Source organism: Sedimentibacter sp., assembly GCF_032080165.1.
In the GTDB taxonomy this organism is placed as follows: domain Bacteria; phylum Bacillota; class Clostridia; order Tissierellales; family Sedimentibacteraceae; genus Sedimentibacter.
Genome location: NZ_DAMASY010000004.1, coordinates 300,855 through 325,498 on the forward strand (window position 1 = coordinate 300,855; position 24,644 = coordinate 325,498).

The following is a 24,644-nucleotide window of genomic DNA, read 5'->3' on the forward strand; positions in this document are numbered from 1 at the left end:
AGTAAGCTAAGATTTTAAATGTGGGTCCAGGGCATCTCTCAGTCCATCACCTATAAGGTTCACGGAACATGCAGTCAAAACAATTGCCATAGCTGGAAAAAACAGCAGGTGAGGAGAAGTGCGCATGAACTCCCTTGCCTCTGAAAGCATCAATCCCCATTCAGGAGCCGGAGGTGGCATCCCTAAACCTAAAAAGCTTAAAGTAGACTCGTACAGTATAATCTTAGAAACGTTAAGTGTAGTATTTACAATTATAACTCCCATAGCATTTGGCAGAATGTGAGATGCTATAATTCTTGCACTGCTTGCACCACCGGCTCTTGCAGCTTCAACATAGTCAAGTTCCGCAAGATTAAGAACCTGTGAACGAACCAGCCTCACATAATTTGTAAAATACGCTAATGTAAGTGCGACCAGCAAATTGACAAAATTAGCACCAAGAGCAAATACTACAGCCATGGTAAACAGAATATCAGGTACGGACATAAAAATATCCAATGATCTCATAATAATACTATCTATTTTACCTCCGAAATAACCGGCAATAGCTCCTAACGCACTGCCTACTATACATGAGGAAACAGTAGCTAAGATAGCTATAAGTATAGATGTTCTGCCTCCATGCACTATACGTGCAAACACATCACGACCATAAGAATCTGTCCCGAACCAGTGTGCTAAAGAAGGACCCTGAAGTTTGTTATCAATATTTTGCTTTGTAGCCGTTGTATAGGGCGCAATAACATCTGCAGATAACAGAATCAGCAGAATAATCAAAAGCATAACCAGCCCGATAACAGCACCTTTGCTCTTTTTAAACCTTCTCCATATTTCTTTTGTTTGACTTTGTTTTTTAAATGATATATCGCTATTTCTCATAACGTTGTCCATTGTAGTATCCTTCATATCTTTATCCCTTCATTCTTGCATACTTAGCCTTTATTCTTGGGTCTATATATGCATATATTACATCAACCATTAGCATAACAATTGTAAAACACACTGCAATTAATATTGTTCCGGCGATAATAACAGGTTCATCCTTATATGTTATCCTATCTACAATCAAACTTCCGATACCCGGAATAGAAAACAGCTTTTCCGCAACAACTGCTCCTGCTATAAGCATTCCAAGATTTAACCCTATATTAGTTATAATCGGCAGCATTGCATTCTTTAGAGCGTGCTTCCATATAACTATTTTTTCAGGCGCTCCTTTAGCTCTTGCTGTGCGAACAAAATCCTGTCTAATTGATTCCAGCATAGAAGACTTAGTAAATCTCAAGTTCATTGCAGCTGGCGGAATAGAAATGGTAAGTGCAGGCATTATATAATTACTGAAGGATGTAATTCCGTATGACGGAAGTAAATTAAGTTTAAGAGAAAATACAAAAAGTAGAATCATTCCTAATACGAATGAAGGTACTGCGGCTATTAAAAATGCGAAAATGGATGGAACTGTATCCCATAACGAATACTGCTTTACTGCAGCATATATTCCCAAAGGTATTCCTATTACAGAGGATAACACAACGCCCATTAAGGCCAAATTTATGGTTACAATATACCTTGGCCATATTTCTGCAAAAACAGATTGCTTAGTAAAATAAGATATTCCAAAGTCTTGTTTTACTACCATATTGTAAATATAATTAAAATATTTCTGAAGAAACGGCAGGTCATATCCTAACTCATGATTAAGCTTGTCTATATCTGCTTGGGGTGCTGATGAACCAAGCATTGCACGAGCAGGATCTCCCGGTGTTATATTCATTACGAAATAAATAATAAACACAACTCCCAATACCGTAGGTATAAGAAATAGTATCCTTTTTATAATATATCTATACATTTTTATCTCCTAACTTTTCTTATATATTCATAGCATCTCCTCCGCTATGCTTAGGAGATGCTATGAATATTCCTAATACATTCCGCAAATACCCTTATTAGTACATAATATGCTTTTAATTATTTCCAGCTGAATGTACGTATCTTATAGAATGAAGGAACAGGAGTTCCGATTTCCAGATTAGATGCCCACACAGTAGGAACAGGCTTGGACAGACAAGGCAGCAAGGTTGCAGAATCCATAGTAATCGACCATAACTCTCTGTAATATCCAACACGTTCCTCTACATTAGATGTAGAAACACCCAAATCCACAAGTTCTTCAAGACGTTTCCAGTTAAACGGACCATCCTTGTACTTAACAATATACATACCTACCGATTCACTGTGAACCATTTGTCTTATATTATTAAAATCAAAGTTATTGGAATCAGCATATATACAAATATCGTAATCCTGGTCATACAACTTAGGTAATACAACGGCAGATTCCATTACAGATACAGCAGCGGTGATTCCCACATCAGCAAGATTTGCCTGCAGAACTTGTGCCATCTTTGCCTTGTCACCTGTACCCGCTCCATAAGTAAGAATAGTTCCCACATCTACTCCGTCAGGATAACCTGCTTCTGCTAAAAGCAGTTTCGCCTTCTCAGGATTGTACTCATATGTTTCAAATCCGTCCTTAGGTGAAGTAGCAACATATTCCGGAGGCATATAGTAAGGTGTCTCAACACCGTAACCATTACATGCGGCGGAGTTCATATCCTTTTTATTCACAGCATAGAATATTGCTTGTCTTACCTTGTCATTAGCAAGAATATTATTGTTCGTAGGAGACAAATAGTTTACGCCTAAAAATAATACGTCATTACCCTTAGTTAATGAGTGATTTTCACCAGAAGCCTTAACCAGCGATTCCCAGTCTGTCAGAGGAGCATCCTCTAAATAATCAAGCTCATGGTTTTCAAAAGCTATTACTGCAGCAGCATCATCAGATATAACTCTATACTCAATTTTTTTAATAGCCGGAGCACCTCTCCAATAATCTTCAAATGCATTAAGCTTTATGTCCGTTGCCACATTATATTCAGTTACATAATATGGACCTGTACCAGCTTTGTGTGGTATAGTTCCAAACTTGTCTCCCTGTTCCAATACTTCTTTCTCGCTGGAAATCTTTATGCTGAAAAAAGTATGATCAATTGCAGAAAAAGGAGTTTTTAAAGTTATTTTTACAGTATTATCATTGATTTCAGCAACATCTTCAATCATAGATGTTACATAATTAAATCTTGGATTTTTCATTGCTCTCTCATAACTGAATACGACATCAGAAGCTTTCATAACTTCTCCGTTCTGGAATTTTACCCCATCCTGCAGAGTAATGGTATATTCCTTCTGATTGTCACTAAGGCTTACTTCCTTAGCCAGCTCCTTATAATAGCCGCCTTTTGCCTCATCCATGCCATATAGTCCTTCAAACATTTGATGCCATACCTTAACAGCACGTAGACTTGTAGACTGTTCCCAATCGAGTGATGGTATAGAATCATTTACTCTGAGTCTAATTGTTCTTTCCTCAGGAGATAGGTTGTCGTTCTGTGATGTATTTCCTGCACAGCCGGAAATTAATCCCGCAACCATTAAAACTGTTAAAACGATTGCCATAAATCTTTTATTCATACAATTTCCTCCATATTATTTAAGTTTTTGTTATGGTGTTAAGCCTAACTTTCCTCCTTCTGTTATGTAAATAATTTTCACTACTCATAATCATATGCAATTTCCGTACCAACAATCAAACTATAAAATATAGTTATTTTTATTAATTCTGACAGGACACAGACAAAAAATATACTTTATTATTATAATACTTGTTACTCATAAATAACAATGTTAAAAAAATTGACATATCATAATACACCTTGACAAATCAACGTTTTTGATATAGTATTAACATTAATAATCAAGGAGAAAGGTCATGCTGAGAAGATATGTGGAACAGATTTTAAGTATATATAATTATATAGATGGCATTCTGGTTACTAATAACAAAGGGATAATCGAATATTACACAAACTTTAGGCAGGATATAAACAATTTAGAAGAAAAAGATGCTGTAGGGAAGCATGTATTAACTGTATATCCCACATTAACAGAAGAAACAAGCAGTGTTATGAGGGCACTTAAAACCGGAAAATCCATATTCAACGAGTTCCAATCTTTAGTTTCTTATAAGGGACAAACGATAAATGCTATAAATTCGACACTTTTAGTAAAACATAACGAAGATATAATAGGAGTGGTAGATGTTTCCAGATATGTGGATGACTGCTACCAACGTCAGGATATAGTGCTGTCAATTAAAAACAATGAGCAGAAAAAGTCCTTGTATACTGTTGATGATATTATTACCAATTCATCTGCATTAGATAATATAAAGGAAAAAATCAAGAAAGTTGCCCAGACGGACTCCACAGTATTAATTTATGGGGAAACCGGAACGGGAAAGGAGTTAGTGGCCCAATCTATACACACAAGCAGCAATCGTAAGAGCAAACGATTTGTGTCTCAAAACTGTGCCTCTATACCATCAACTCTCTTGGAAAGCATCCTGTTCGGTACAACAAAAGGAAGCTACACCGGAGCCGAAAACAGACCCGGATTATTTGAAACAGCAAATGGAGGAACTCTATTTCTGGATGAGATAAATTCAATGGAAATAAGTGTACAAGCTAAAATACTTAAAGCAATTGAAGAAAAGAAGATTACCAGAATAGGTGGAATCGAAGCCATAAACACGGATGTAAAAATTATTTCCGCTATAAATGAGGAACCTTCAGTATGTCTTAAGGAAAAAAAGCTGCGAGAGGATTTATTTTATAGGCTCAGCGTTGTTCAATTGGATTTGCCTTCTTTAAGGGAAAGAAGACAAGATGTAAATTACCTTACAAAGTATTTTATTGACTATTTTAACAACAAGATGAATAGAAACATAATTGATATATCTGAAGAAGTGGAAGATATTTTTCAAAAATACAACTGGCCGGGAAATGTCAGAGAACTTAGGAATATCATAGAAGGCGCCTTTAATTTAACATCATCTCGTATAATTCAAAAAAAAGATCTGCCGGAATACATCTATAAAATCCCAGTTAATAACTGCAATCTTGAGATAGACAATGATATTTCACTAAATGAAGCAGTTCAAAATTACGAAAAAAAATTAATTATAAATGCGATAAAAAAATCAGATAAATTTACAGATGCCGCAAAAAAACTTAAGATAACAAAGCAAAACTTATACTATAAAATGGAAAAATATGAATTAGATAAAGATAATTTATGTTTTAAGTAAAGTATTACTTTACAAATTAGTAAAAAATTTTTTACTAATTTTTTTTTGCTCCTTAAAATATTAGCAGACCATACTAAAACAAAAATTTCAGGTATGTTTTACATATGGCACAGAAATTGCATGATATGAAATTAAGAAAAAGAAAATATAAGGAGCAATTATAATGAATACAGAAGCGGTAAAAAAAGATATAGACGCTATTGCCGGAGAGCGCTGGTTCCCAAAAGAATCGTATTTTGGAGATGATATTGAGATTTATTGGGGAAAATGGGGAGTATGTTCGGAAGTAGATGACCTAAAATCAGTACTAATGTACAGACCAGGAAAGGAAGTAGAGAAATTTAACGCAAATGAAGTAAGATTTTCAGACGAACCTATTGATGTGGAATTAATGAGAAAGCAGCATGACAACCTTGCCCAAATATACAGAAACCACAATATTGAAGTATATTACGTGGAGCAACAGAGGGAAGACAGACCTAATGCTGTTTTCTGCAGAGATTTAATGTTTATGACCCCAGAAGGAGCAATAATTACAAGACCCGGCATGTCTGCCAGAAGAGGAGAAGAAAGATATATCGCAGAGGCTCTATCTAAGTTAGGAGTCCCTATATTAAGAACAATTAACGGTGACGGCATATTTGAGGGTGCAAATGCTATGTGGGTTAATAGAAAAACCGTAGTTTTATCAACCAGCAGCAGAACTAATAAAAGCGGATATGAACAAGTAAAATACGAACTTGAAAAAATGGGAGTAGATAATATTATACCTATGCAGATTCCCTATAGTAATATACATATAGACGGCATTATGAACATGGCCAGTGAAGAAATAGTAATGATTCACGCTTCGCAAGTACCATATGATGTATGCGATGCCCTGAAAAAATGTGGATGCAAAATATTGGAGGCTCCTTCTACTACTGAGGTACGCAGTACATTTGGCTGCAATTTTGTAGCATTGAAACCGGGTTTGATAGTTATGCCGGAAGGTAATCCCAGAAGCCAGGAGCTTCTTGAAAACAACGGCATAAAGGTTATAACCGTTGACGTATCTGAAATTATGAAGGGTAAGGGAGCAATACACTGTGTTACGGCATTTCTAAAAAGAGGGCAATAGCTATTATACAATTTAAATTTTAAGAAGGAGTCATTACAATGAATAAAGACATAGCTAAAATAGATATTGATGCTATTCCCGGTGAACGCTGGTTCCCGACTGAGAACGACTTTAAGGAAGAAATAGATCTTTACTGGGGTGATTGGGGTGTAGCTTCCGAAGTTGAAGATTTAAAAGCTGTTCTAATGAGAAGACCAGGAAAGGAAATAGAGAATTTCGATTATGAGGAAGTTAGATTTAAAGAACCCATAGACGTGGATTTATTTAGAAAACAGCATGATGATTTAGCTGAAATTTACATTGATCATGGTGTTAAAGTTTATTATGTCAAAGAACAAAGAGAGGATCGTCCTAATGCTTTGTTCATGAGAGACCTTGTTTTTATGACACCCGAAGGAGCTATAGTAACAAGACCCGCAATTGCTGCCAGAAGAGGCGAGGAAAGATATGCAGCCAAAGCTCTTTCTGATTTAGGAGTTCCTATACTTAAAACCGTTACAGGTAACGGAACCTTTGACGGAGCAATGGGCCTATGGATTGACAAGCATACTGTTGTACTGGCTTCAGGTGTAAGATGCAACAAAGACGGATACCAACAGGTTGAATACGAATTGAAAAGAATCGGTGTAGATAATATTATACATATGCAGATACCTTACGGTCATGCACATATAGATGGACTGCTAAACATCGCCAGCAATGACACTGCTATGATTCACGCCTCACAAGTTCCATACGATGTTTGTGATGCTTTAAAAAGGAAAGGCTTCAAACTGTTAGAAGCCCCATCACAAACTGAAGCAAAAGAAACCTTAGGAATCAACTTTGTAGCTATAAAACCTGGATTAGTTGTCCAGCCTGAAGGAAATCCAAGGTGTAAGGAACTACTTGAAAACAACGGCATAAAGGTTATCTCCACGGACTTCTCCGAGATACTAAAGGGCTGGGGTGCTATTCACTGTGTAACCGCATTCTTAAAAAGAGGTTAGCATAATTAAGTTTCTATTAAATGTCAACTACCACACTTCTATGAGGGTGGTAGTTTTTTTATCATTAGTAAGCCCGTCATTAAACCCCTTTTTCCACCCTGTCCTCTGTGTGAAAAAAACAAATCATTTCGGCACTTAGTACAAATACCCGATATCTCAATATTTTCTTCCTTTAAACCTTCTTTTAATAATAAATATTTATTAATTTCCCATAGATTGAAGTAATATTTAACTCCCTTCTTTTCCATGAAATCCGTGAAGTTTTCATCAGCTGCAACGAATAAATCCTTCACATCTTCATCAACTTCAAAGCACTCTTTACAAAGAGACGGTCCTATGGCTGCTTTAATATTCTTTGGATCTGAATTAAAGTCGTTAATCAGTGCCTTAACCATAACACCTCCGATATTTTGAACAGTGCCTCTCCATCCTGCATGAGCCAAACCGATAACCTTCTTTATTGGATCATAGAAAAAAATAGGTGTACAATCTGCATGGAAGGACATTAATATTAGATTTCTTTTATCCGTATAAATGCCATCTATATTCTTTATAGTATTTTCGGTGAAAACTCTGCCCTTATGCTCTTCTGTTACATACATAATATTGTTTGTATGGGTTTGATGAGTTTCAACTATATCATCAACGTTTAAATTAAGTCTTTCAGCCATTATTTTAATGTTTCTTTTAACACTTTCATCATTATCTCCGGTGCTGAATCCTATATTCATAGAAGCAAAAGAACCTTCACTTACTCCTCCTGCCCTTGTAGTAAAGCAATGGAAAATCTCATCATATTCTTCAAAAGACGGAAATGTTATATATTTAAAATCTTGAATTTCATTTATATTATACATAATGACTCCTTGATGTTTGTTTTTATTTCTCACTTATTTCGCAGTCGAGCATCACAAATTTATTTATTCGCTGTCGCTCACATAAATTTGGTGCTCTTTGCATAATGACCTACCGCTATTTTTCTCTCCCTTACGGTCGAAAAAATAGGGTTAGGGCATTTAATTATATCATATGGGGTTTTTATTGTATATGTACAAAAAATACTTAAAGTTATCAAAAAAATGTGATAAAATATGTGTAACCTCAATTTTAGTTAATTTTATGAAATTTAAACAAGACAGTGGAAGGGGGACACACCTCTTTTTGAAAATGATAGTCTTTGGGGATAGGAGGAATGTCCCCGTTAGAAGGAGTATTTATGATTATATCACCCATATTTAACAGAGAAAGCAACATACCCATATACATGCAGCTTTATGAATTTATAAAATCAGAAATAACATCGGGGGTATTAAAACCTGATGCTAAACTTCCTTCTATAAGAGAAGCTTCCACGACCTTGAATTTAAGCAAGACAACTGTTGAAAATGCATACAGCCAGCTTGTGGCAGAGGGCTATATCGAAAATTCCCCTAAAAGAGGGTATTTTGTATGCGACTTAAGTGAATATAACTTTGAAATCAACAGAGAATCTCATAAAAGCATGCTGAATCATCAGCTTGATAATGATTATATAAATGATGGTGTAGATAAGGAAAGCTTTGATATTTCCGAATGGAAGAGGTTATATAATAAAGTAATTTCAGATAAGGAAACTAAAATTTACAACAGCTGTTCAATACAAGGTGAACAATTTTTAAGAGAAGAAATATCCGATTTTGTAAATGCAATGCGCGGAGGACATACAAGCCCTGAACAGGTTATTGTGGGTGCGGGTGTTCAGTATTTACTCGGCATATTAATAGGAGTAATAAAAGAAAGACACAATACAATCGCATTTGAAAAACCGGGATTTAATAAGGCAGAATATATTTTTGAAGATTACATGTTCAATATTAATCATATTGAAATTAGCGACAGCGGCTTTGATATTTCAATGTTAAGAAAAAGTGAATCAAAGTTAATTTATATAAGTCCTTCTCATCAATACCCCTTAGGAACCATTATGCCTGTAAATAAACGTATGGAACTATTAGAATGGGCATATAAAAACAGCGGACTCATAATAGAGGATGATTATGACTCTATGATACGCTATGGAGGTATGCCTATACCATGTCTGCAAGGAATGGATAAAAATGATTGTGTAATTTATTTAGGATCATTTTCTAAAATGCTTTTACCTTCTCTTAGAATCAGCTTCATGGTTATACCGAAAAAACTTTTGACGAAATATAATGATATCAAAAACCGTCATACTCAATCTACTTCAAAAATAGATCAAATTGTACTTGCGCATTTTATGAAAGACGGATACATGCAGAAGCATTTAAGGAAAGTTAAAAGAATTTACAGAAAGAAAAATTCAAATTTATCAAACAGTTTGAAAAGTAATTATAAAGATAAAATCGAAATTATTAATTCTGATTCTGGTCTTCATATAGTATGTCAGGCAACTACACCCAAAAGTGTAGAAAAAATAAAAGAAGATGCGAAGGTTAACGATATTCTGTTGAATATCATAAATCTTAACAACAGCAAACTATTGTTTTCGCTAAACTACAGCGGAATTAATATGGATGAAATCAACACCTTCACTGAAAAATTGGGGACGGTTCTTTTCATTTCTTGAAATGAAAAGAACCGTCCTTGAAATTATCATTTTATCTTATTTTTAAATAAGTCCTTATACAGTTCGCCTGTAATCATCGGTATGAATGAAAAAGTCGTTACTATTAACCAATCATGTGATGTTAAAGGAATTACGTCGAATATATTGTTAAGTACCGGCACGTACAACACAGCTACAGTCAGCAAAAATGATATCAAGACGGCCTGAATCATTCTCGTATTGGAGAAAAAACCGATTTTGAACAATGTATATGTTTGTGACCTGGATGAAAATGCTCTTAATAATTCAGCCGTTATTAATGTGGCAAAAACAACGCTGCGTGCGTGAATTAAACCTTCGTTTACACCGTACATACGCATTGCCCACAAATATGAAAATAGTGAAGCAGCACTTATGGCAGCTGCCTGGAACATAATTCCGCCAAGCATGCTCTTATCTAAAATCGACTCCTTTGTATCTCTCGGCGGCTGATTCATTATACCCGGCTCAGCATTTTCAACTCCCAATGCCATAGCAGGAAAGCTGTCTGTTACAAGATTAAGCCACAGCAGCTGAATCGGGAGCAAAGGCACTTCCCATCCAAGCAATATACTTATGAACACGAGCAGTATTTCGCCGATATTGCAGCTTAAAAGGAAAAATACAAATTTTTTAATGTTACTGAATATTATTCTGCCTTCTTCTACAGCATTGACAATTGTTGCAAAGTTATCATCGGTAAGTATTACTTCTGCCGTATTTTTAGCTACATCAGTACCGGTTATGCCCATTGCTACACCTATATCAGCTTTTTTAAGAGCTAAGGCATCATTTACACCATCCCCTGTCATGGAGGTTATATAACCGTTATCTTTCAATGCCGTAACAATTTTTACCTTATGTTCAGGTGAAACTCTTGCGTAGACCTTTGTATTTTTTACTGCATCTCTGAGCTCTTTATCCGATAATTTATCAAGATCTTCACCCATCATTGCCTGATTTTCATATTCAACCATTCCTAAATCTTTAGCAATGGCATAGGCAGTTTCTTTATAATCACCGGTAATCATTATTGTTTCAATTCCGGCTTGCTTGCATAATTTTATTGATTCCTTGACTTCAGATCTCGCCGGGTCAATCATACCAACCAACCCGACAAAAATCATATCATTTTCCACATCATCAAATTTAATAGACTTTGGAACCTCATTCCACACCTTATAGCTTGTTGATAAAACTCTTAATGCAGAACGGGCAAAATCTTTGTTAACTTTAAGGACCTTGTCCTTTAATTCCTTATTAAAATCTACTATCATTCCGTTTATGGCAATTTTACTGCACCTGTTTATTACAATATCGGGAGCTCCTTTGGTAAAGGATACAATTTTTCCGTTAATATAATTAGAATGAAATGTAGTCATCATTTTCCTTGTTGAGTCAAACGGAAGCTCTGCAATTCTCGGATATGATTTGTTAAGCTCTTCTGTAGTTTGTCCTAATTTTCCCGCAAAGGCAATGATTGCGCCTTCGGTGGGATCTCCCATAATTTTGTACATACCTGAGGAATTATCAAGCAATGCATCATTAGCAAGCGAACCGATGCACACAAGATTTTTCAGATTCGGAAGTGATGATATATTTATATTTTTACCTGATAGCTTAATATTTCCTGCCGGCTCGTAGCCGATACCTTCCACATCCAATATCTTGTTGTCAACATATGCTTTTACTACAGTCATTTCATTTTGTGTCAACGTACCTGTTTTATCCGAGCAAATTACTGAGGTTGCACCTAAAGTTTCAACGGCCAAAAGCTTTTTTACTATGGCATTCTTTCCTGCCATTCTGTTCATTCCTATTGATAAAACGATTGTAACTATTGCCGGAAGCCCCTCGGGTATTGCTGCTACCGCCAAGCTTATGGATGTTAAAAGCATTTTAAGGATGGGTCTTCCTTGAAAAAGTCCTAAAACAAAGACCATTATACAGATGCCGATGGTCAAGGTACCCAGAACCTTGCCAAGCTGATTCAACTTAACCTGCAATGGTGTTTCTTCATCATCATAGGATTGAATCTTAGTAGCTATATTACCGATTTCGGTTTTATGTCCGGTTCCTATAACTATACCCTTGCCTCTGCCGTAAGTCACAATTGTGCTAAAAAAACCCATGTTATGCCTGTCCCCAATTCCGACACGACCTAATATTTTAGTATTTGCATCCTTTTCAACCGGAACGGATTCACCGGTTAAAGAAGCTTCTTCAACCTTTAAATTAGAACTTTCAATTAATCTGATATCGGCGGGTATAATATCCCCTGCATCTAAAACTACCAAATCGCCGGGTACAATGTCCGTCGCAGGAATAATTATCTGATTCCCACCTCTTATTACTTTAGCATTTGGAGCACTTAACTTTTGAAGTGCTTCAACAGATTTTTCTGCCTTGCCTTCCTGATATATTCCAAGAACCGCATTTATGACAACAATGGCCAAAATGACAATTGCATCGTCTCTTTCACCGACAAAACTTGAAACACCTGCGGCAACTATTAAAATAATAATTAAAAAGTCTGTAAACTGAGCAATTAATTTCGATAAAAAACTTTTCTTACCTACGACCTCTAATTCATTTTTGCCAAAATCCTCTAATCTCTTCTCTGCTTCTCTTTGGCTCAATCCGTAATTTAAATCCGTCTTTAGTTCCTTTACTAATTCGCTTTTACCAATATTATACCATTCCAATGTTTTTCCCCCTTAATAATCTTTAGTAACATGTGATAATATAATATATTTGGATTTTTATTTTTTATTACTTAAAATTTGACCCATTCTTACTCCCATAAGAGATGCCATCATTAACCCTCGGGTCCAACCGCTTGAATCACCTAAGCAATATAAATTTTTAATGCTTGTTTCAAAATCTTCAGATATTTCAACTTTATTGCTGTAGAATTTCACCTCAGGTCCGTAAAGAAGGGTCTCGGTTCCTGCAAATCCCGGCACCACTGTGTTTAATGCTTCTATAAAATTCAATATATTAGTCATGGTTCTGTATGGCATTGCAGATGTTAAATCTCCTGCCACCGCATCAGGAAGTGTAGGAATTACGTTTGATCTTGACAATTCTTTTTGCCATGTTCTTTTTCCATCCAATATATCTCCGTATCTTTGAACAATAATGCTGCCGTCTCCAAGCATATTCAACAATTCGGCAACCTTGGCGCCATATTTGATAGGCTCATTAAACGGATGCTTGAAATTATGTGAGCTTAATATAGCTAAATTAGTATTGTTTGATTTCCTGTCTTTATATGAATGACCATTAACAACTGCTAAGTTATTATCGTAATTTTCCTGACTTACAAAGCCACCCGGGTTCTGACAGAATGTTCTTACTTTATCCCTGAATGGTCGAGGGTAACCGATGAGCTTTGACTCATAAAGAATATTATTAACCTTTTCCATTACTTCATTTCTGACTTCAACTCTTACCCCTATATCAACAGTTCCGGCTCTGTGGGCTATATTGTGTTTAACACACAGTGATTTTAACCAATCAGCACCTTTTCTACCTGCAGAAATAACAACGGTATCACCATAAACCTCTTCTGTCGTGGCTTTTTTTACAGCATCTGTCAATATAATTCCCTTTAAAGCACCATCTTCAATAATAACATCAACAGCTTGCATATTGAATCTTATTTCAATTCCGTTGTCAACTAAATGCTGCTCTATTTTACCGTATATGTCCTGTGCCTTTTCAGTTCCTAAGTGCCTGATAGGGCAATCTATCAGCTTGAGTCCCGCTTCAATGGCTTTTCGTCTGACTTCCTTTATTTCCTCCTTGCTTTCAACACCTTCCACCTTTGTATCGGCACCAAAATCAAGATATATTTCGTCTGTATAATTTATTAACTCCTGAACATATTCATAGCCTATTAATTCAGGTAAATCTCCTCCAACTTCAGGACTGAGCGACAGCTTTCCGTCAGAAAATGCTCCGGCTCCGGAAAAACCTGTAGTTATACTGCAATATGGCTGACAATTTATACATTCTTTAGTTTTATCCTTTGGGCAATGGCGTTTTCTTATTGACTTACCCTGTTCTATTAATAATATTTTTTTATCAGGGCATATTCTGTTCAGTTCAAATGCCGTAAATATACCGGACGGTCCTGCTCCGACTATTATTAAATCGTATTTCATTTCATTCTCCTTCGTTAAAATATCAAATTTTAACCTTCAGTATTATACATTTAATAATTCAATAATACAACATCATTTTCTTTTAAACCTGAAATTATTTCTACAAAATCATCATTCTTTAGTCCGGTTGTGACTTCAGTTTCCGTTTGCTTATCTCCGCTTATAACCATAACATATTCTTTATATGATTTTTCATATACAGCGTCTCTATCTACTACCAGCACATTGTCTTTTTCTTCAAGTACAATTACCACATCAACCTCTGCACCGATTTTCATTTTGCTTTCATGCTCTAAATCAGCCTCAATTCTCACTCTTTTTTGTTCAACACCAAGCTCTGAAACCGATGATGTTGCCTTCGGATATACTCTATTTACCTTAAGCTCTTTTACGTCACCATCTAAATCTATTATAAACGGCATATCAATTGAAGTTTTAATCGCATCTTCAGTCAACACTTCCACATAGACACCCAAATTTTGTTCATCCTGAATTTCAACGACAATTACTCCCGTCTGAGTCATACCTCCCTGATGGACGTTTAATTCAGTTATAATACCGTCAAATTCTGCTTTAATAGATGATTGCTCAATATTTTTTTCAAGAATTTTTATCTGTACCATAATTTCTTCAATTTGTGATTCATATTGTTTCTTCACATTAGATGAAACGCCTCTTAACAGTAAATCATAATTATTATTAGCTTCCTGCAGCTGATTTTCCAAAGCGGTAACATTATTTTTCGCTTCATCATATTCAACCTGGCTGACAGCATTGTTTTCGTATAAGTCCTTTATTTTTTCAAAGTTGTTTCTTTCAAGGTTTAAGTTACCTTCAATTGTGCTGATGTTTAATTTCATATTGGAAATCTCTTTAAAATCAGCGCCTTTAATCGTTTCATTATAGGTGGCTGTTATTGCCTCTATTTGTTTATTGGCTTTTTCTATTTCCAAGTCGTAATTATTATCATATGTTAATATGATATCCCCTTTTTTAACCTTATCTCCCACAGATACATTTAAAATTTTTACTTTTTGGCTAATATCAGAATAAAAAGTGTTAACCCTTTTAGAATAAACAGTTCCCGTTTCCTCTAATGTATTTTGAATATTGCCTATCTCTACCTTTGATGTATTTCCTTCATATGAATTATGTCCGCCGGATAACATTGAGAATATAGCAATTAATGCAATTACTAATAATACTGATAATATTACGTACTTCTTTTTAAATTTTATTTTCATTTTGCCCTCCTAAATTAAATTTATGATATTCTGTTTTTCAAAGCCTGCATAAAGTCAAGCTTGTGGATTTTAGCATACGTCATCAACTGTGCTAAAATTATGAATACTATGGTCACTATAATTGAAATAACAATGCTCTTTGGACTAATCGGTTCATTCATGGTATAAACATCTGTGGTGTAGGACTTGCCCATATAATCAACAAGCCACAAACCGATTGGTATTCCAGCGATAATTCCTAATACGGTCATAATCATATTTTCTCTGACCAGCATGTTGAATATTTCTTTTTTAGAAAATCCCATAACTCTCAAAGATGAAAACTCCAATGTTCTTTCATTAATACTCATGAGAGTCATACTGTATACTATGATAAATCCCAACAAACCTGAAAACACAACCATAAATCCCATGGATACTGCTGTTATCGTTGTAAATTCCTCAAATGCCTTTTTCATATCAAACTGTGACTGTACAGAAACGTATTTCATATCATCCAGCTTATAGGTAACATCTTCATCGGAATTGATATAGACACCGTTTATAATGCCTTTATCCAAAAATTTCTCGTTTAAATAATCTATATTCATATATCCGTTAATTCCAAGAGTTTGGTTGATAATTCCCTTTACTTTCACATATCCGTCTTTATCATCTATGAAGCTATCCAAAAATATTTCATCACCCACATCAATCTGCAAAGCATTTGCCAAATTAGACGATATCAAAATTCCGTCAGATGGAATTTTGACCATATTGCCCTTTATATCTCTAAAACCGTAAAATACCGTATCTTTTTTTAATCCTATTACATTGACAACCTTGGATTGTCTTCCGTTTACCATTTCAAAAGGCATTTCTATTCTGCCTTCCATATCCTTTATTCTTATTGCTTCGGACAATTCATTTATTACATTATCATTCTTAAACCCGTTAAAGCTTACATTGTACTGAGCCTTCATGAATTCTGAGTAATGTCTGTTAAACATAATGTCTACTATATCAATCATCCATATTGTCATTACCATCATTCCGCAGGTTATTGCTACTGCAGCTCCTATGAAAATAAATTTCCTTTTTTCTCTGAATATGTTCCTTACAACTATTTTCCACGAAAAAGAAACATGACTCCAAATAAATTTAATATTTTCAACAAATAGCCTTTTGCCCTTCTTAGGCGATTCAGGCTTCATAGATTCGGCAGGATTTATTTTAATAATTCCTCTTACACCCAAAAATCCGGATATAATACAGAACAATAATGATAAAACAACAGAAATGAATATTCTATAATAATATACTTTAGCCTCCAACATTGGTATACTAAAAAATACCAAGTAATAATTAGTCATCCAGCCGGATAGTGCCGTTCCGAAAATCGAACCCAAAAAACCTCCGATTATACCTACAGAAGCAGCATATTTCAGGTAATGGACCAATACTTCGACCTCTGTAAATCCAAGTGCCTTCAATACTCCTATGGAGGTTCTGTCCCTTTTTACAATTCTTGACAGCATGGTAGCAAGCATTATGCCGGCAAATGCCAGGAATACAATAGGTATGGACTGTGACATCATTTCAAGCCCCGAAACTTCCTGCTCCATTATGTTGTTGCTAAGCTGGTCCTTCTTTTCTATTACTCTGGAGACTCCATACTTATCTAAATTATCCTCTAAATAATCTGCTGTTTTTTTTACATTTTCAATATTATTAACTGTTAGCAGGATTTCATTGAAATTACCCTTGGAGCTGTAAACCTTCCTCAAATAATTTTCTTCCAGAAATATAACTCCAAAGCTTTCAGGATTAGGCAGCATTGTCTGCTCGTTTTCCATCATGTAAATATATTCAGGGCTTGTTGCAATTCCTGATACGTTAAAGCTGTTCTGCCTGCCGTTAATTTTGATATTAATTTCGTCGCCAACATTGATATTTCTTGCTGCCGCAAACTGTTCGATTACAATTACATCTTTTTCCGACAAGGTTCTTTTTCCGGACTTCATGAACAGCTTGTTGATTTTATTCTCATATTTATCAACAGAAACCACTCTTACACCAACATTTTCATCCTTATCGTCTGTGATAAGCTTTGTATCAAATACAATTCTTGCTTCAGCTTCCTTTATGTCATTAGTTCCTACCAACTGACTTTTTAGCTTCTCAGGAATGCTTGAGCCTTTTACAAAAATATCTGCAAAATTTGTTACATTGTAATAATCATCAATTGCATCCTTTAAATTTTTAGCTGAATTGTTAACGGCGGTAAAAACAAAAATACCTGTAATTATAATGGCTAAGACTGCTATGTATTGACCCTTGGTATTTTTGATCATTCTAAAAAGTCTTTTATCAAGCTTTTTCATTACCACTCAATCCTTTCAGCAGGTATAGGATTTTCATTTACTGTAATTTCTGTTATTTTTCCGCTTCTCATTTTAATAACCTTGTCAGCCATTTGGGCTATTGATGAGTTATGAGTTATTACTATTACAGTATTTTTATATTTTTCGTTAACATCCTTCAAAACTTTCAATATTTGTATGCCTGTTTCAAAATCAAGTGCGCCGGTTGGTTCATCACATAGTAAGATTTGCGGATTCTTTGCAACAGCCCTTGCAATGGCAACCCTTTGCTGCTCACCTCCGCTCATTTGTGAAGGAAAATGATCCGCCCTGTTCCCAAGACCTACGGCTTCCAATACTTCGTCAATATCAATGACATCTTCGCAAATCTCTGCGGCAAGCTCTACATTTTCCTTGGCAGTCAAAGTTGCCATTAAATTATAAAACTGAAATACAAATCCAATTTTGTTTCTTCTGTAAAATGTAAGCTCCTTGTCACTCATGTTTGTAATAGGTTCATCATTAAAAAGCACTTTACCGCCGGTTGGTGTATCCATACCTCCTATTATATTCAGCAGCGTACTTTTTCCTGAACCGCTGGGACCAAGTATAACAACAAATTCTCCCTTTTTGATTTCGAAGCTTGCATCTTTGAGAGCCTTTACTATTACTTCTCCCATTTGATAATTTTTGCTGAGGTTATCTACCTTCAATACCAAGTCGTTCATAATTTAAACCCCCTACTCTAAAATTCCATACATAATAATATTAATCAACCTTAGATATTCTTCCTTAACAATATCATAAGACTTCTCAAAGCTTACAGTACCATCAGTGAATAAATATATATACTTGCTTTCAATAACATTTGTTATTGATGCTATAATTGAAACAATTTCATCAATGGAAATATCCTTCTTTATGGGCATTTCCTTAATCATATCAACAAAAATGGCATACCCTATTTGTTTTAATTCAGAGTACCTATGTTTCAGTTTTTCCTGTAATTTCTTAGGTGAATCATAAAAACCGTTCACAATAAGCTTATAGTGCTGAGAATGCTTAATAAAAAAATTATATTTCACTTCCATCATTTTCATAAGCCTTGATATAAAATCAGTATCAGGAAATTCAATGCTGTCAAATTCCTCGAAAATATCATCAATACACTTATTCATAGTTGTCATATACAGATTCTCTTTTGAACCAAAATAATGAAATATAAGCCCCTTAGACACTTCAGCTCTCCGACTTATTCTGTCGGTGCTTGCTTTATCGTATCCGTATTCCGCAAACTCACCTAAGCTTGATTCTAAAATTTTATCCCTTTTTGAATTGTCAATCATACAAATCCTCCTTAATCATTGACCATTCAGTCAATATAATTATATATAAAATTGACTTGTTAGTCAATGACTTGTATAAATTTATCCAGCAGGCACACAACAAATAAATAATCATATAATATTATATATAATTTATTGAGGTGATATATTTGTTTAGCAGAATGCATACACATAATTTTGAAGGTTCAACATCCGTCAATGATTTGCATAGACACTATTATAAAGGAACAACTTCTGCAAATCCTAATGTTCCCGGTCATACACATTATATGTCTGATAATACAACATATAACGATGGTCATACCCATAGAATAGAAATTAGAACAGATCCGGAAATCAGAGCAAGAGGTGGGCATACTCACTATTACAGAGGAATGACAACTTTAAATGATGGTCATGTACATTACTTTGATGGATATACATCTGTTTATTAATACTAAAAAAGTTGCTGCGCAACTTCCGCTATGGAACCCATGTCTCACTTCGGTGTAAAAAAATTGGTCCGGGAATTAATTATAATAAAAAATCCCAAAAAGCCTGCTGTTACGAATAATATCCCTATACCAAGCAGCAATAAAGCAGGAATTGGTTGAAAGCTTTCATAAGATACAAAGGGGAGTTTCCCAAACGGAGACAGCCACAACATCCATCCGGGAATATTCTGACCCGAAGCAAACAGGGACAAAACCAGCGAATAAACCAAAACGATATATGGCAGCACTTCCGGCAATGGCAATAAGCGAATGACTGAAAAACCATTGCCGTCTTGTGGTGTTTGTGCTTACAACAAGCTCAAGGTGAGTATCCTTTTCCTCACGGTTCAGCCAGCCCATAGAAGTGATGCCATATCACAAGGTTAAAGCCCGTAACAATTAAAAACGCGGATAAATTTCCGACATGACGGTTGAGAGCGGTGGAGCGGAATAATTCGGAGTATCCGGCAGATTCCTCCCTCATTGTGTATCGCACCGTGAGAGATATACTCATCACCGCCACAACGACCGCAAAGACCAGAAACGATTTGTGCGCCAAAATTATGCCAAGATTGGGAGCGTCCAGCCCGTATCCGGGCCCGGACGTTGCGATGGTAAATGGGTTTTTGAGTATTTCCGCTTCCGTTTCAATAGCCGCCTGATTCGGCAGCATGTCTACCAAAATCCACGCCGAATATACAAGGAGTACCACAAACAAGAGCGGTCAGAGAATAAGCCGGATGCGGTCACGACGAAAAATAATGCGCAGATAGCAGCCCGCATCCCGTATTACTTTGCCTTTCATATTCACACACCGCCTTTCTTGTGTGCAACGCCGGGAATTTGGTCGCCGTAGTGACGCAGGAAAAGTTCTTCCAGAGTGGGCGGCGTACATACTAAAGAGAGAATTTCATAGCCTGTGATATGCCGCATCACATTGGACATTTCCGTGTCGTCCACTTGAAAATGAGACGTGCTTCCATCGACATTGAGATCGTGGACGCCGGATAGAGTTTCAAGCCCTATCACCGGCTTTGCGGTGGAAACGGTTACGTTACTGCGCGTCAAATGCCGCAGTTCGGCCAATGTACCGGACTCCACGATTTTTCCGTCTCGGATAATGCTGATGCGGTCACATAGAGCCTCCACTTCCGCAAGAATGTGGCTGGATAACAAAACCGTCTTGCCGGCCTTTTTGGGTTCCAATACGCTTTGCGTGAAAACCGCCTCCATCAGAGGGTCAAGGCCGCTGGTGGGCTCATCGAACAGGTATAAATCCACATCAGAGGCAAATGCCGATACCAATGCCACCTTTTGCAGATTGCCCGTCGAGTATGACCGGCATTTTTTTGTGGGGTCAATCTGGAAGCGTTCAATATATTCCTTGCGCTTTGAGGCTGAAAACCCGCTCCGCAGTTTGCCCAGCAAGTCGATAACCTCCCCGCCGGTGAGGTTCGGCCACAGCCGCACATCGCCCGGCACGTAGACCAGCCTTTTGTGCAGCGCTTCCGCGTCCCGCCATACATCGCCTCCAAATAGTTTGGCCTCGCCGCCATCCCTTTTGAGGGCGCCGATCAACACGCGGATGGTCGTGGACTTGCCCGCACCGTTTGGCCCGAGAAAGCCGTGCGTTTCGCCCTGCTTTACTTCAAAGTTCAACTCATTGAGGGCTTTTGTTTTCCCAAATGTCTTGGTCAACCTTTGTGTCCGTACCGCTAACATAAAAATATCCTCCTTATTTATAAAAGTTGTGTTCCAGTGTTTCCAGATAGGCATCAAACTCCCGGAACAATTTATCCTGCGCGTCTGATGCTTTTATAAGCTCTTCCGCTTTTGGCAGCAGTTCGCGCTCAAAGCCGGAAACCGTCCACGCGATAATTTTGACTACCCTGTCTACTGATGTCTCGTCGCGGAAACGGCTTGTGTCCAGATTATCAAAAATCCTGTTCCCGGATTGGATAAAGCGTTGTTTTTTCTCATGCATGCCATCTATCAGTTCTTTATTTTGCGTATTCAGTGCAACGGCGGCAAAGGAATAGACTGTGCTGTTTTTTTTCAGCATAGATGCTTTTAATTGCTCAAGCTGCCGGTATCTTGAAAATATATCCCTGTCATTCAAATCCAGTCTATCAAACAGTTCTTTTTCTATCCTGTCAAAGCAATAATCCGCCAGATAGAAAAACAACCCAGCCTTACTATCGAAGTAGCGGAACAACATCCCCTTGCCGATGTTGGCCCTTTTGACAATCTCGTTGGTATTGGCAATCTCATAACCATTTTCGGAAAACTCCTCCAGCGAGGTGTCTAAAATGCGTTGCTGCTTTTCCATATCAAGCTCATGGAATCTTTCGTACATAGCCTTACTCCTTTCAATCAAGAAATTTATGATAGACCCGTGGGTCTATATCAATTATAACACATATAGACCCGCGGGTCTATAGTTTCCTCAAAAAAATTATATTTATTAAAAAAGTTGCTCTTTACTTAAAGAACAACTTTTTTATTTTAATATTTTATACTATTTACTTATCTTGCAAACATATTTAATAATCTTAGATAGTGATTTGCTTCACGCAAAGTATGGTCACCCAACAATGGAATAATTATTGATTTAATACTACAATTAAGTAACCCTTCCGTACCTTGTGCTTTAAAATCTCTAATAGCTATAGTCGCTTCCAGGCTGTCTTCAGTAACTTTTCTAAATGGTACTGTTCTATCCATTGCTGCTAAAGCTTCTCCTGTTAATACATCAAATTCCTTTCCGAAAGCATTGGCTTTGTTAAATAATGCTTCTTCTGTAGGATCAAGTAATCCACGTATAAATTTCGCATGCTCCGCCATAATCCTATTCCAAAAAGCTTCCTGTTCTAATGCTTCTCTTTCCATATTTATAAATTCTCTTTGTTGAAGCTTTTCAACCATGGATAAATACAATCTCGCTTCACGCATAATATGGTCTATCAATAGCGGATAATTCATAGTAAACATTTTGCATTCTAAAACATTTGATAAAATAGTAGCTTTAAACATTATTAAATCAGAAATTAACTGTATAGCTCTATTATTAATTCTTGAAACCTCATCAACAAAAGAAGTGCTCAATGTGTTGGGGTTTGCCCCCATTAACGTTTCCTCTGCTTTCGTTATACCGGTTGGAATATCAACTCCGGTATAAAATTCAGAAAGTCTTTCTGCCTGAAGCGTAAAAGGTGTTACTACTTCTCCTGACTGAAGAACATGTTTACTTACTATACCATCAGATAATGCAACTACATCGCATAAAAGTGTATCAAAAGCTCTTCTGAATTCATCTGCCTTTTGCGTAAATTTAATATCCCTTGGCGTGAATCCTATTTGTAGAAAAAAAGAATGTTCTTTCATTATTCGAGCAAAAAATAAATGCAGTTCTAATGATTGACGAACAAAATTTGTATCTGTATACATTAATATCACTCCCCAATATATTTATATTACGGTATATGATATGTCTGAGATTCAGATTTTGTGATAGTTTATCAAACTTATAAACAAACTCAGGGCTTTCTCAATATTTTAAATTTTACAGTATTTAAATTAATTCCATTTTTATTTTTACAACAACTTTTCTGATATTGTTTGGCTCTAAATCAGTGCATCCCGGTCTATGAATATCCCAGGGAAAAAATACAAAAAAATCGTTTTGATTCATTTTTATAAATTTTTCATTTTCTACAATTAAATATTTTAAGACGTCTTTATCTTGTAGTTTGTTTTCGGTAATTTCATTATTGCCTTTATCTATAGCAAATCCCATTAATTCTCCTCCACTTGGAGAGAATTGAATATCTATATATTTAACATGGGACTCAGCATTTTTCTGTTCTATTCTATCAGTCATAGTATCTGTAACTAAAAAATAAATATCATTTCCTTCAATATCATATTTACCCGGTTTTATACTATTGAAATCCTTATTTTTCAAATACTCTAATAATCTATATACGGTTTTTGGATAAGCATTTGGCTCTCCAAGATTACCTAAATTTCCATATATCATATTTCAACTCCATATCAATATAATTATTTATTAATACCAGTTTATTTTAACACCTGATTCTTCTTGTAAAGCTGCTAAGGATTCTTCAAGCTCTTTTGGTAAAGTAAGCCCGTTTTCCAAGCATGATTTGTGTTTTTCCCATTCAATTTCACCGGGATAGAATATTCTTTCCGTACCCTTTGCCTTTGGTGTTGAATGTAAATACTCAATCATATTTTCTATTCTGTTATTAAATAAATCAGGTCCCATAAATTTTGACACATCAATAACTATAAACATATGTGATACATTATTTTTTTCTTCCATAGAGAACAACCAGCTCGGAACTTCATTCATAATACCACCGCCCGATAGCGCACCTGTCAGAATTTCTACTAATAATGCTAATCCATATCCTTTATGAGCAGCCATAGGTTGCATAGCACCCTCTTCAGGATAACGGCTTGGATCTGTAGTCGGAAGTCCTTCTGCATCTGTTATCCAATTATCAGGTATAGATTTACCGTCTTTTCTTGCTTGAACAACTTTTAAGGATGCAACTGAGCTCATTGCTATATCAAGAAAAATAGGTGAATATTTACCGGCCGGAACTCCATACGCTAAAGGATTATTGCCCATTACCTTGCCCTTTGCTCCGGGAATTGTCATGTTAGCATCAACGTTACTGAATACTAATCCTATCAAATTTTCTTTAGCCGCCATATTAGCATAATATCCTGCTGCTCCAAAATGTGATGCATTTTTTACTACCGAACAAGCTATACCGCAGTTTTTTGCTTTACTTATCGCTAATTCCATAGCTTTAAATGCAGGTACCATTCCAATAGAGGAATTAGCATCAATTAATGCATAGCCTGGTCCATCAGTAATAATTTCATAAGCTCCATTGATGCTCATTCCACCGGCTCTCATTTTACGTATATAATTATGCAAATTTTTTGTTCCGTGCGAATGAGTACCATACCCGTCGGTTTCACTTAATACATCAGCAGTAATTTTTGCATCATCTTCATTCATTCCTTCTTTAACTAACACTTGATAACAAAATTCTTTTAAATCATCTAATTTTATTGTTTTTAGTTTATCACTCATAGTAGTCCTC

21 protein-coding genes are annotated in these 24,644 nt (G+C 35.9%); 5 read left to right on the forward strand and 16 right to left on the reverse strand.

Going from position 1 to position 24,644, the window contains the following annotated elements:
• Nucleotides 1-6: 6 nt before the first annotated feature.
• From RT412_RS08075 to RT412_RS08085, 3 genes are all read right to left on the reverse strand, one after another.
• Nucleotides 7-906, reverse strand: a complete 900-nt coding sequence (locus tag RT412_RS08075; RefSeq protein WP_313341917.1) for an ABC transporter permease — start codon at nucleotides 904-906, stop codon at nucleotides 7-9.
• 4 nt (nucleotides 907-910) lie between these two features.
• Nucleotides 911-1,852: an ABC transporter permease gene (locus RT412_RS08080; RefSeq protein WP_313341920.1), complete on the reverse strand. Its 942-nt coding sequence runs from the start codon at nucleotides 1,850-1,852 to the stop codon at nucleotides 911-913.
• A gap of 119 nt (nucleotides 1,853-1,971) precedes the next feature.
• A complete protein-coding gene (locus tag RT412_RS08085; RefSeq protein WP_313341922.1) occupies nucleotides 1,972-3,537 on the reverse strand; it encodes an ABC transporter substrate-binding protein in 1,566 nt (521 codons plus the stop codon).
• Between the two features lie 298 nt (nucleotides 3,538-3,835).
• Between RT412_RS08085 and RT412_RS08090 the strand changes: the two genes are divergently transcribed.
• The 3 genes from RT412_RS08090 to RT412_RS08100 all read left to right on the forward strand — a co-directional run bounded on the left by RT412_RS08090 (nucleotide 3,836) and on the right by RT412_RS08100 (nucleotide 7,321).
• The gene (locus RT412_RS08090; RefSeq protein WP_313341924.1) at nucleotides 3,836-5,212 is read left to right on the forward strand and encodes a sigma 54-interacting transcriptional regulator; all 1,377 of its coding nucleotides are present in this window, start codon (nucleotides 3,836-3,838) and stop codon (nucleotides 5,210-5,212) included.
• Between the two features lie 163 nt (nucleotides 5,213-5,375).
• Entirely contained in the window at nucleotides 5,376-6,332 is a 957-nt protein-coding gene (locus tag RT412_RS08095; RefSeq protein ID WP_313341926.1) for an arginine deiminase family protein, read from the forward strand.
• A 38-nt stretch (nucleotides 6,333-6,370) separates the two neighbouring features.
• Entirely contained in the window at nucleotides 6,371-7,321 is a 951-nt protein-coding gene (locus RT412_RS08100; protein ID WP_313341928.1) for an arginine deiminase family protein, read from the forward strand.
• Nucleotides 7,322-7,359: 38 nt separating this feature from the next.
• On the opposite strand, the gene pgeF is transcribed toward RT412_RS08100, so the two are convergent.
• A complete protein-coding gene (pgeF, locus tag RT412_RS08105; RefSeq protein WP_313341930.1) occupies nucleotides 7,360-8,178 on the reverse strand; it encodes a peptidoglycan editing factor PgeF in 819 nt (272 codons plus the stop codon).
• Between the two features lie 335 nt (nucleotides 8,179-8,513).
• Here pgeF and RT412_RS08110 point away from each other — a divergent pair, with 335 nt between their 5' ends.
• Complete coding sequence (locus RT412_RS08110) at nucleotides 8,514-9,911, forward strand: PLP-dependent aminotransferase family protein (RefSeq protein ID WP_313341933.1); 1,398 nt, start codon at nucleotides 8,514-8,516, stop codon at nucleotides 9,909-9,911.
• A gap of 26 nt (nucleotides 9,912-9,937) precedes the next feature.
• Here the strand turns inward: RT412_RS08110 and RT412_RS08115 are convergent, their stop codons facing one another.
• The 6 genes from RT412_RS08115 to RT412_RS08140 are packed head-to-tail and all read right to left on the reverse strand — an operon-like array spanning nucleotide 9,938 to nucleotide 19,030.
• Nucleotides 9,938-12,634: a cation-translocating P-type ATPase gene (locus RT412_RS08115; RefSeq protein WP_313341937.1), complete on the reverse strand. Its 2,697-nt coding sequence runs from the start codon at nucleotides 12,632-12,634 to the stop codon at nucleotides 9,938-9,940.
• A gap of 57 nt (nucleotides 12,635-12,691) precedes the next feature.
• Entirely contained in the window at nucleotides 12,692-14,098 is a 1,407-nt protein-coding gene (locus RT412_RS08120; RefSeq protein ID WP_313341939.1) for an FAD-dependent protein, read from the reverse strand.
• Between the two features lie 50 nt (nucleotides 14,099-14,148).
• Nucleotides 14,149-15,342, reverse strand: coding sequence for an HlyD family efflux transporter periplasmic adaptor subunit (locus RT412_RS08125; RefSeq protein WP_313341942.1), 1,194 nt, complete (start codon nucleotides 15,340-15,342; stop codon nucleotides 14,149-14,151).
• Between the two features lie 20 nt (nucleotides 15,343-15,362).
• Complete coding sequence (locus tag RT412_RS08130) at nucleotides 15,363-17,705, reverse strand: FtsX-like permease family protein (protein ID WP_313341944.1); 2,343 nt, start codon at nucleotides 17,703-17,705, stop codon at nucleotides 15,363-15,365.
• Nucleotides 17,705-18,412 (reverse strand): ABC transporter ATP-binding protein, encoded by a 708-nt coding sequence (locus tag RT412_RS08135; protein WP_398439134.1) that lies wholly within the window; start codon nucleotides 18,410-18,412, stop codon nucleotides 17,705-17,707. The genes RT412_RS08130 and RT412_RS08135 overlap by 1 nt, the downstream gene beginning before the upstream one ends.
• Before the next feature lie 12 nt (nucleotides 18,413-18,424).
• Nucleotides 18,425-19,030, reverse strand: coding sequence for a TetR/AcrR family transcriptional regulator (locus tag RT412_RS08140; RefSeq protein ID WP_313341947.1), 606 nt, complete (start codon nucleotides 19,028-19,030; stop codon nucleotides 18,425-18,427).
• Nucleotides 19,031-19,170: 140 nt separating this feature from the next.
• Between RT412_RS08140 and RT412_RS08145 the strand changes: the two genes are divergently transcribed.
• Entirely contained in the window at nucleotides 19,171-19,464 is a 294-nt protein-coding gene (locus tag RT412_RS08145) for a YmaF family protein (RefSeq protein WP_313341950.1), read from the forward strand.
• Nucleotides 19,465-19,843: 379 nt separating this feature from the next.
• On the opposite strand, the gene RT412_RS08150 is transcribed toward RT412_RS08145, so the two are convergent.
• The 6 genes from RT412_RS08150 to RT412_RS08175 form a co-directional block, all read right to left on the reverse strand.
• On the reverse strand, nucleotides 19,844-20,185 hold the full coding sequence (locus RT412_RS08150; protein WP_313341955.1) for a hypothetical protein: 342 nt from the start codon (nucleotides 20,183-20,185) through the stop codon (nucleotides 19,844-19,846).
• Between the two features lie 125 nt (nucleotides 20,186-20,310).
• The gene (locus RT412_RS08155) at nucleotides 20,311-21,225 is read right to left on the reverse strand and encodes an ABC transporter ATP-binding protein (protein WP_313341958.1); all 915 of its coding nucleotides are present in this window, start codon (nucleotides 21,223-21,225) and stop codon (nucleotides 20,311-20,313) included.
• 13 nt (nucleotides 21,226-21,238) lie between these two features.
• The gene (locus tag RT412_RS08160) at nucleotides 21,239-21,859 is read right to left on the reverse strand and encodes a helix-turn-helix domain-containing protein (protein ID WP_313341959.1); all 621 of its coding nucleotides are present in this window, start codon (nucleotides 21,857-21,859) and stop codon (nucleotides 21,239-21,241) included.
• A 170-nt stretch (nucleotides 21,860-22,029) separates the two neighbouring features.
• Entirely contained in the window at nucleotides 22,030-22,950 is a 921-nt protein-coding gene (locus tag RT412_RS08165) for a DUF2935 domain-containing protein (RefSeq protein WP_313341962.1), read from the reverse strand.
• Nucleotides 22,951-23,074: 124 nt separating this feature from the next.
• Nucleotides 23,075-23,542, reverse strand: coding sequence for a YhcH/YjgK/YiaL family protein (locus tag RT412_RS08170; RefSeq protein WP_313341965.1), 468 nt, complete (start codon nucleotides 23,540-23,542; stop codon nucleotides 23,075-23,077).
• Nucleotides 23,543-23,572: 30 nt separating this feature from the next.
• Nucleotides 23,573-24,634 (reverse strand): Ldh family oxidoreductase, encoded by a 1,062-nt coding sequence (locus tag RT412_RS08175; protein ID WP_313341968.1) that lies wholly within the window; start codon nucleotides 24,632-24,634, stop codon nucleotides 23,573-23,575.
• Between the last annotated feature and the right edge of the window lie 10 nt (nucleotides 24,635-24,644).

Excerpts from the sequence above, each read along its gene's own strand:
- RT412_RS08075 (WP_313341917.1), bottom strand. The coding sequence starts at position 906 with ATGAAGGATACTACAATGGACAACGTTATGAGAAATAGCGATATATCA.
- RT412_RS08080 (WP_313341920.1), bottom strand. The coding sequence starts at position 1,852 with ATGTATAGATATATTATAAAAAGGATACTATTTCTTATACCTACGGTA.
- RT412_RS08085 (WP_313341922.1), bottom strand. The coding sequence starts at position 3,537 with ATGAATAAAAGATTTATGGCAATCGTTTTAACAGTTTTAATGGTTGCG.
- RT412_RS08090 (WP_313341924.1), top strand. The coding sequence starts at position 3,836 with ATGCTGAGAAGATATGTGGAACAGATTTTAAGTATATATAATTATATA.
- RT412_RS08095 (WP_313341926.1), top strand. The coding sequence starts at position 5,376 with ATGAATACAGAAGCGGTAAAAAAAGATATAGACGCTATTGCCGGAGAG.
- RT412_RS08100 (WP_313341928.1), top strand. The coding sequence starts at position 6,371 with ATGAATAAAGACATAGCTAAAATAGATATTGATGCTATTCCCGGTGAA.
- pgeF (WP_313341930.1), bottom strand. The coding sequence starts at position 8,178 with ATGTATAATATAAATGAAATTCAAGATTTTAAATATATAACATTTCCG.
- RT412_RS08110 (WP_313341933.1), top strand. The coding sequence starts at position 8,514 with ATGTCCCCGTTAGAAGGAGTATTTATGATTATATCACCCATATTTAAC.
- RT412_RS08120 (WP_313341939.1), bottom strand. The coding sequence starts at position 14,098 with ATGAAATACGATTTAATAATAGTCGGAGCAGGACCGTCCGGTATATTT.
- RT412_RS08125 (WP_313341942.1), bottom strand. The coding sequence starts at position 15,342 with ATGAAAATAAAATTTAAAAAGAAGTACGTAATATTATCAGTATTATTA.
- RT412_RS08130 (WP_313341944.1), bottom strand. The coding sequence starts at position 17,705 with ATGAAAAAGCTTGATAAAAGACTTTTTAGAATGATCAAAAATACCAAG.
- RT412_RS08135 (WP_398439134.1), bottom strand. The coding sequence starts at position 18,412 with ATGAACGACTTGGTATTGAAGGTAGATAACCTCAGCAAAAATTATCAA.
- RT412_RS08140 (WP_313341947.1), bottom strand. The coding sequence starts at position 19,030 with ATGATTGACAATTCAAAAAGGGATAAAATTTTAGAATCAAGCTTAGGT.
- RT412_RS08155 (WP_313341958.1), bottom strand. The coding sequence starts at position 21,225 with ATGTTAGCGGTACGGACACAAAGGTTGACCAAGACATTTGGGAAAACA.
- RT412_RS08160 (WP_313341959.1), bottom strand. The coding sequence starts at position 21,859 with ATGTACGAAAGATTCCATGAGCTTGATATGGAAAAGCAGCAACGCATT.
- RT412_RS08165 (WP_313341962.1), bottom strand. The coding sequence starts at position 22,950 with ATGTATACAGATACAAATTTTGTTCGTCAATCATTAGAACTGCATTTA.
- RT412_RS08170 (WP_313341965.1), bottom strand. The coding sequence starts at position 23,542 with ATGATATATGGAAATTTAGGTAATCTTGGAGAGCCAAATGCTTATCCA.
- RT412_RS08175 (WP_313341968.1), bottom strand. The coding sequence starts at position 24,634 with ATGAGTGATAAACTAAAAACAATAAAATTAGATGATTTAAAAGAATTT.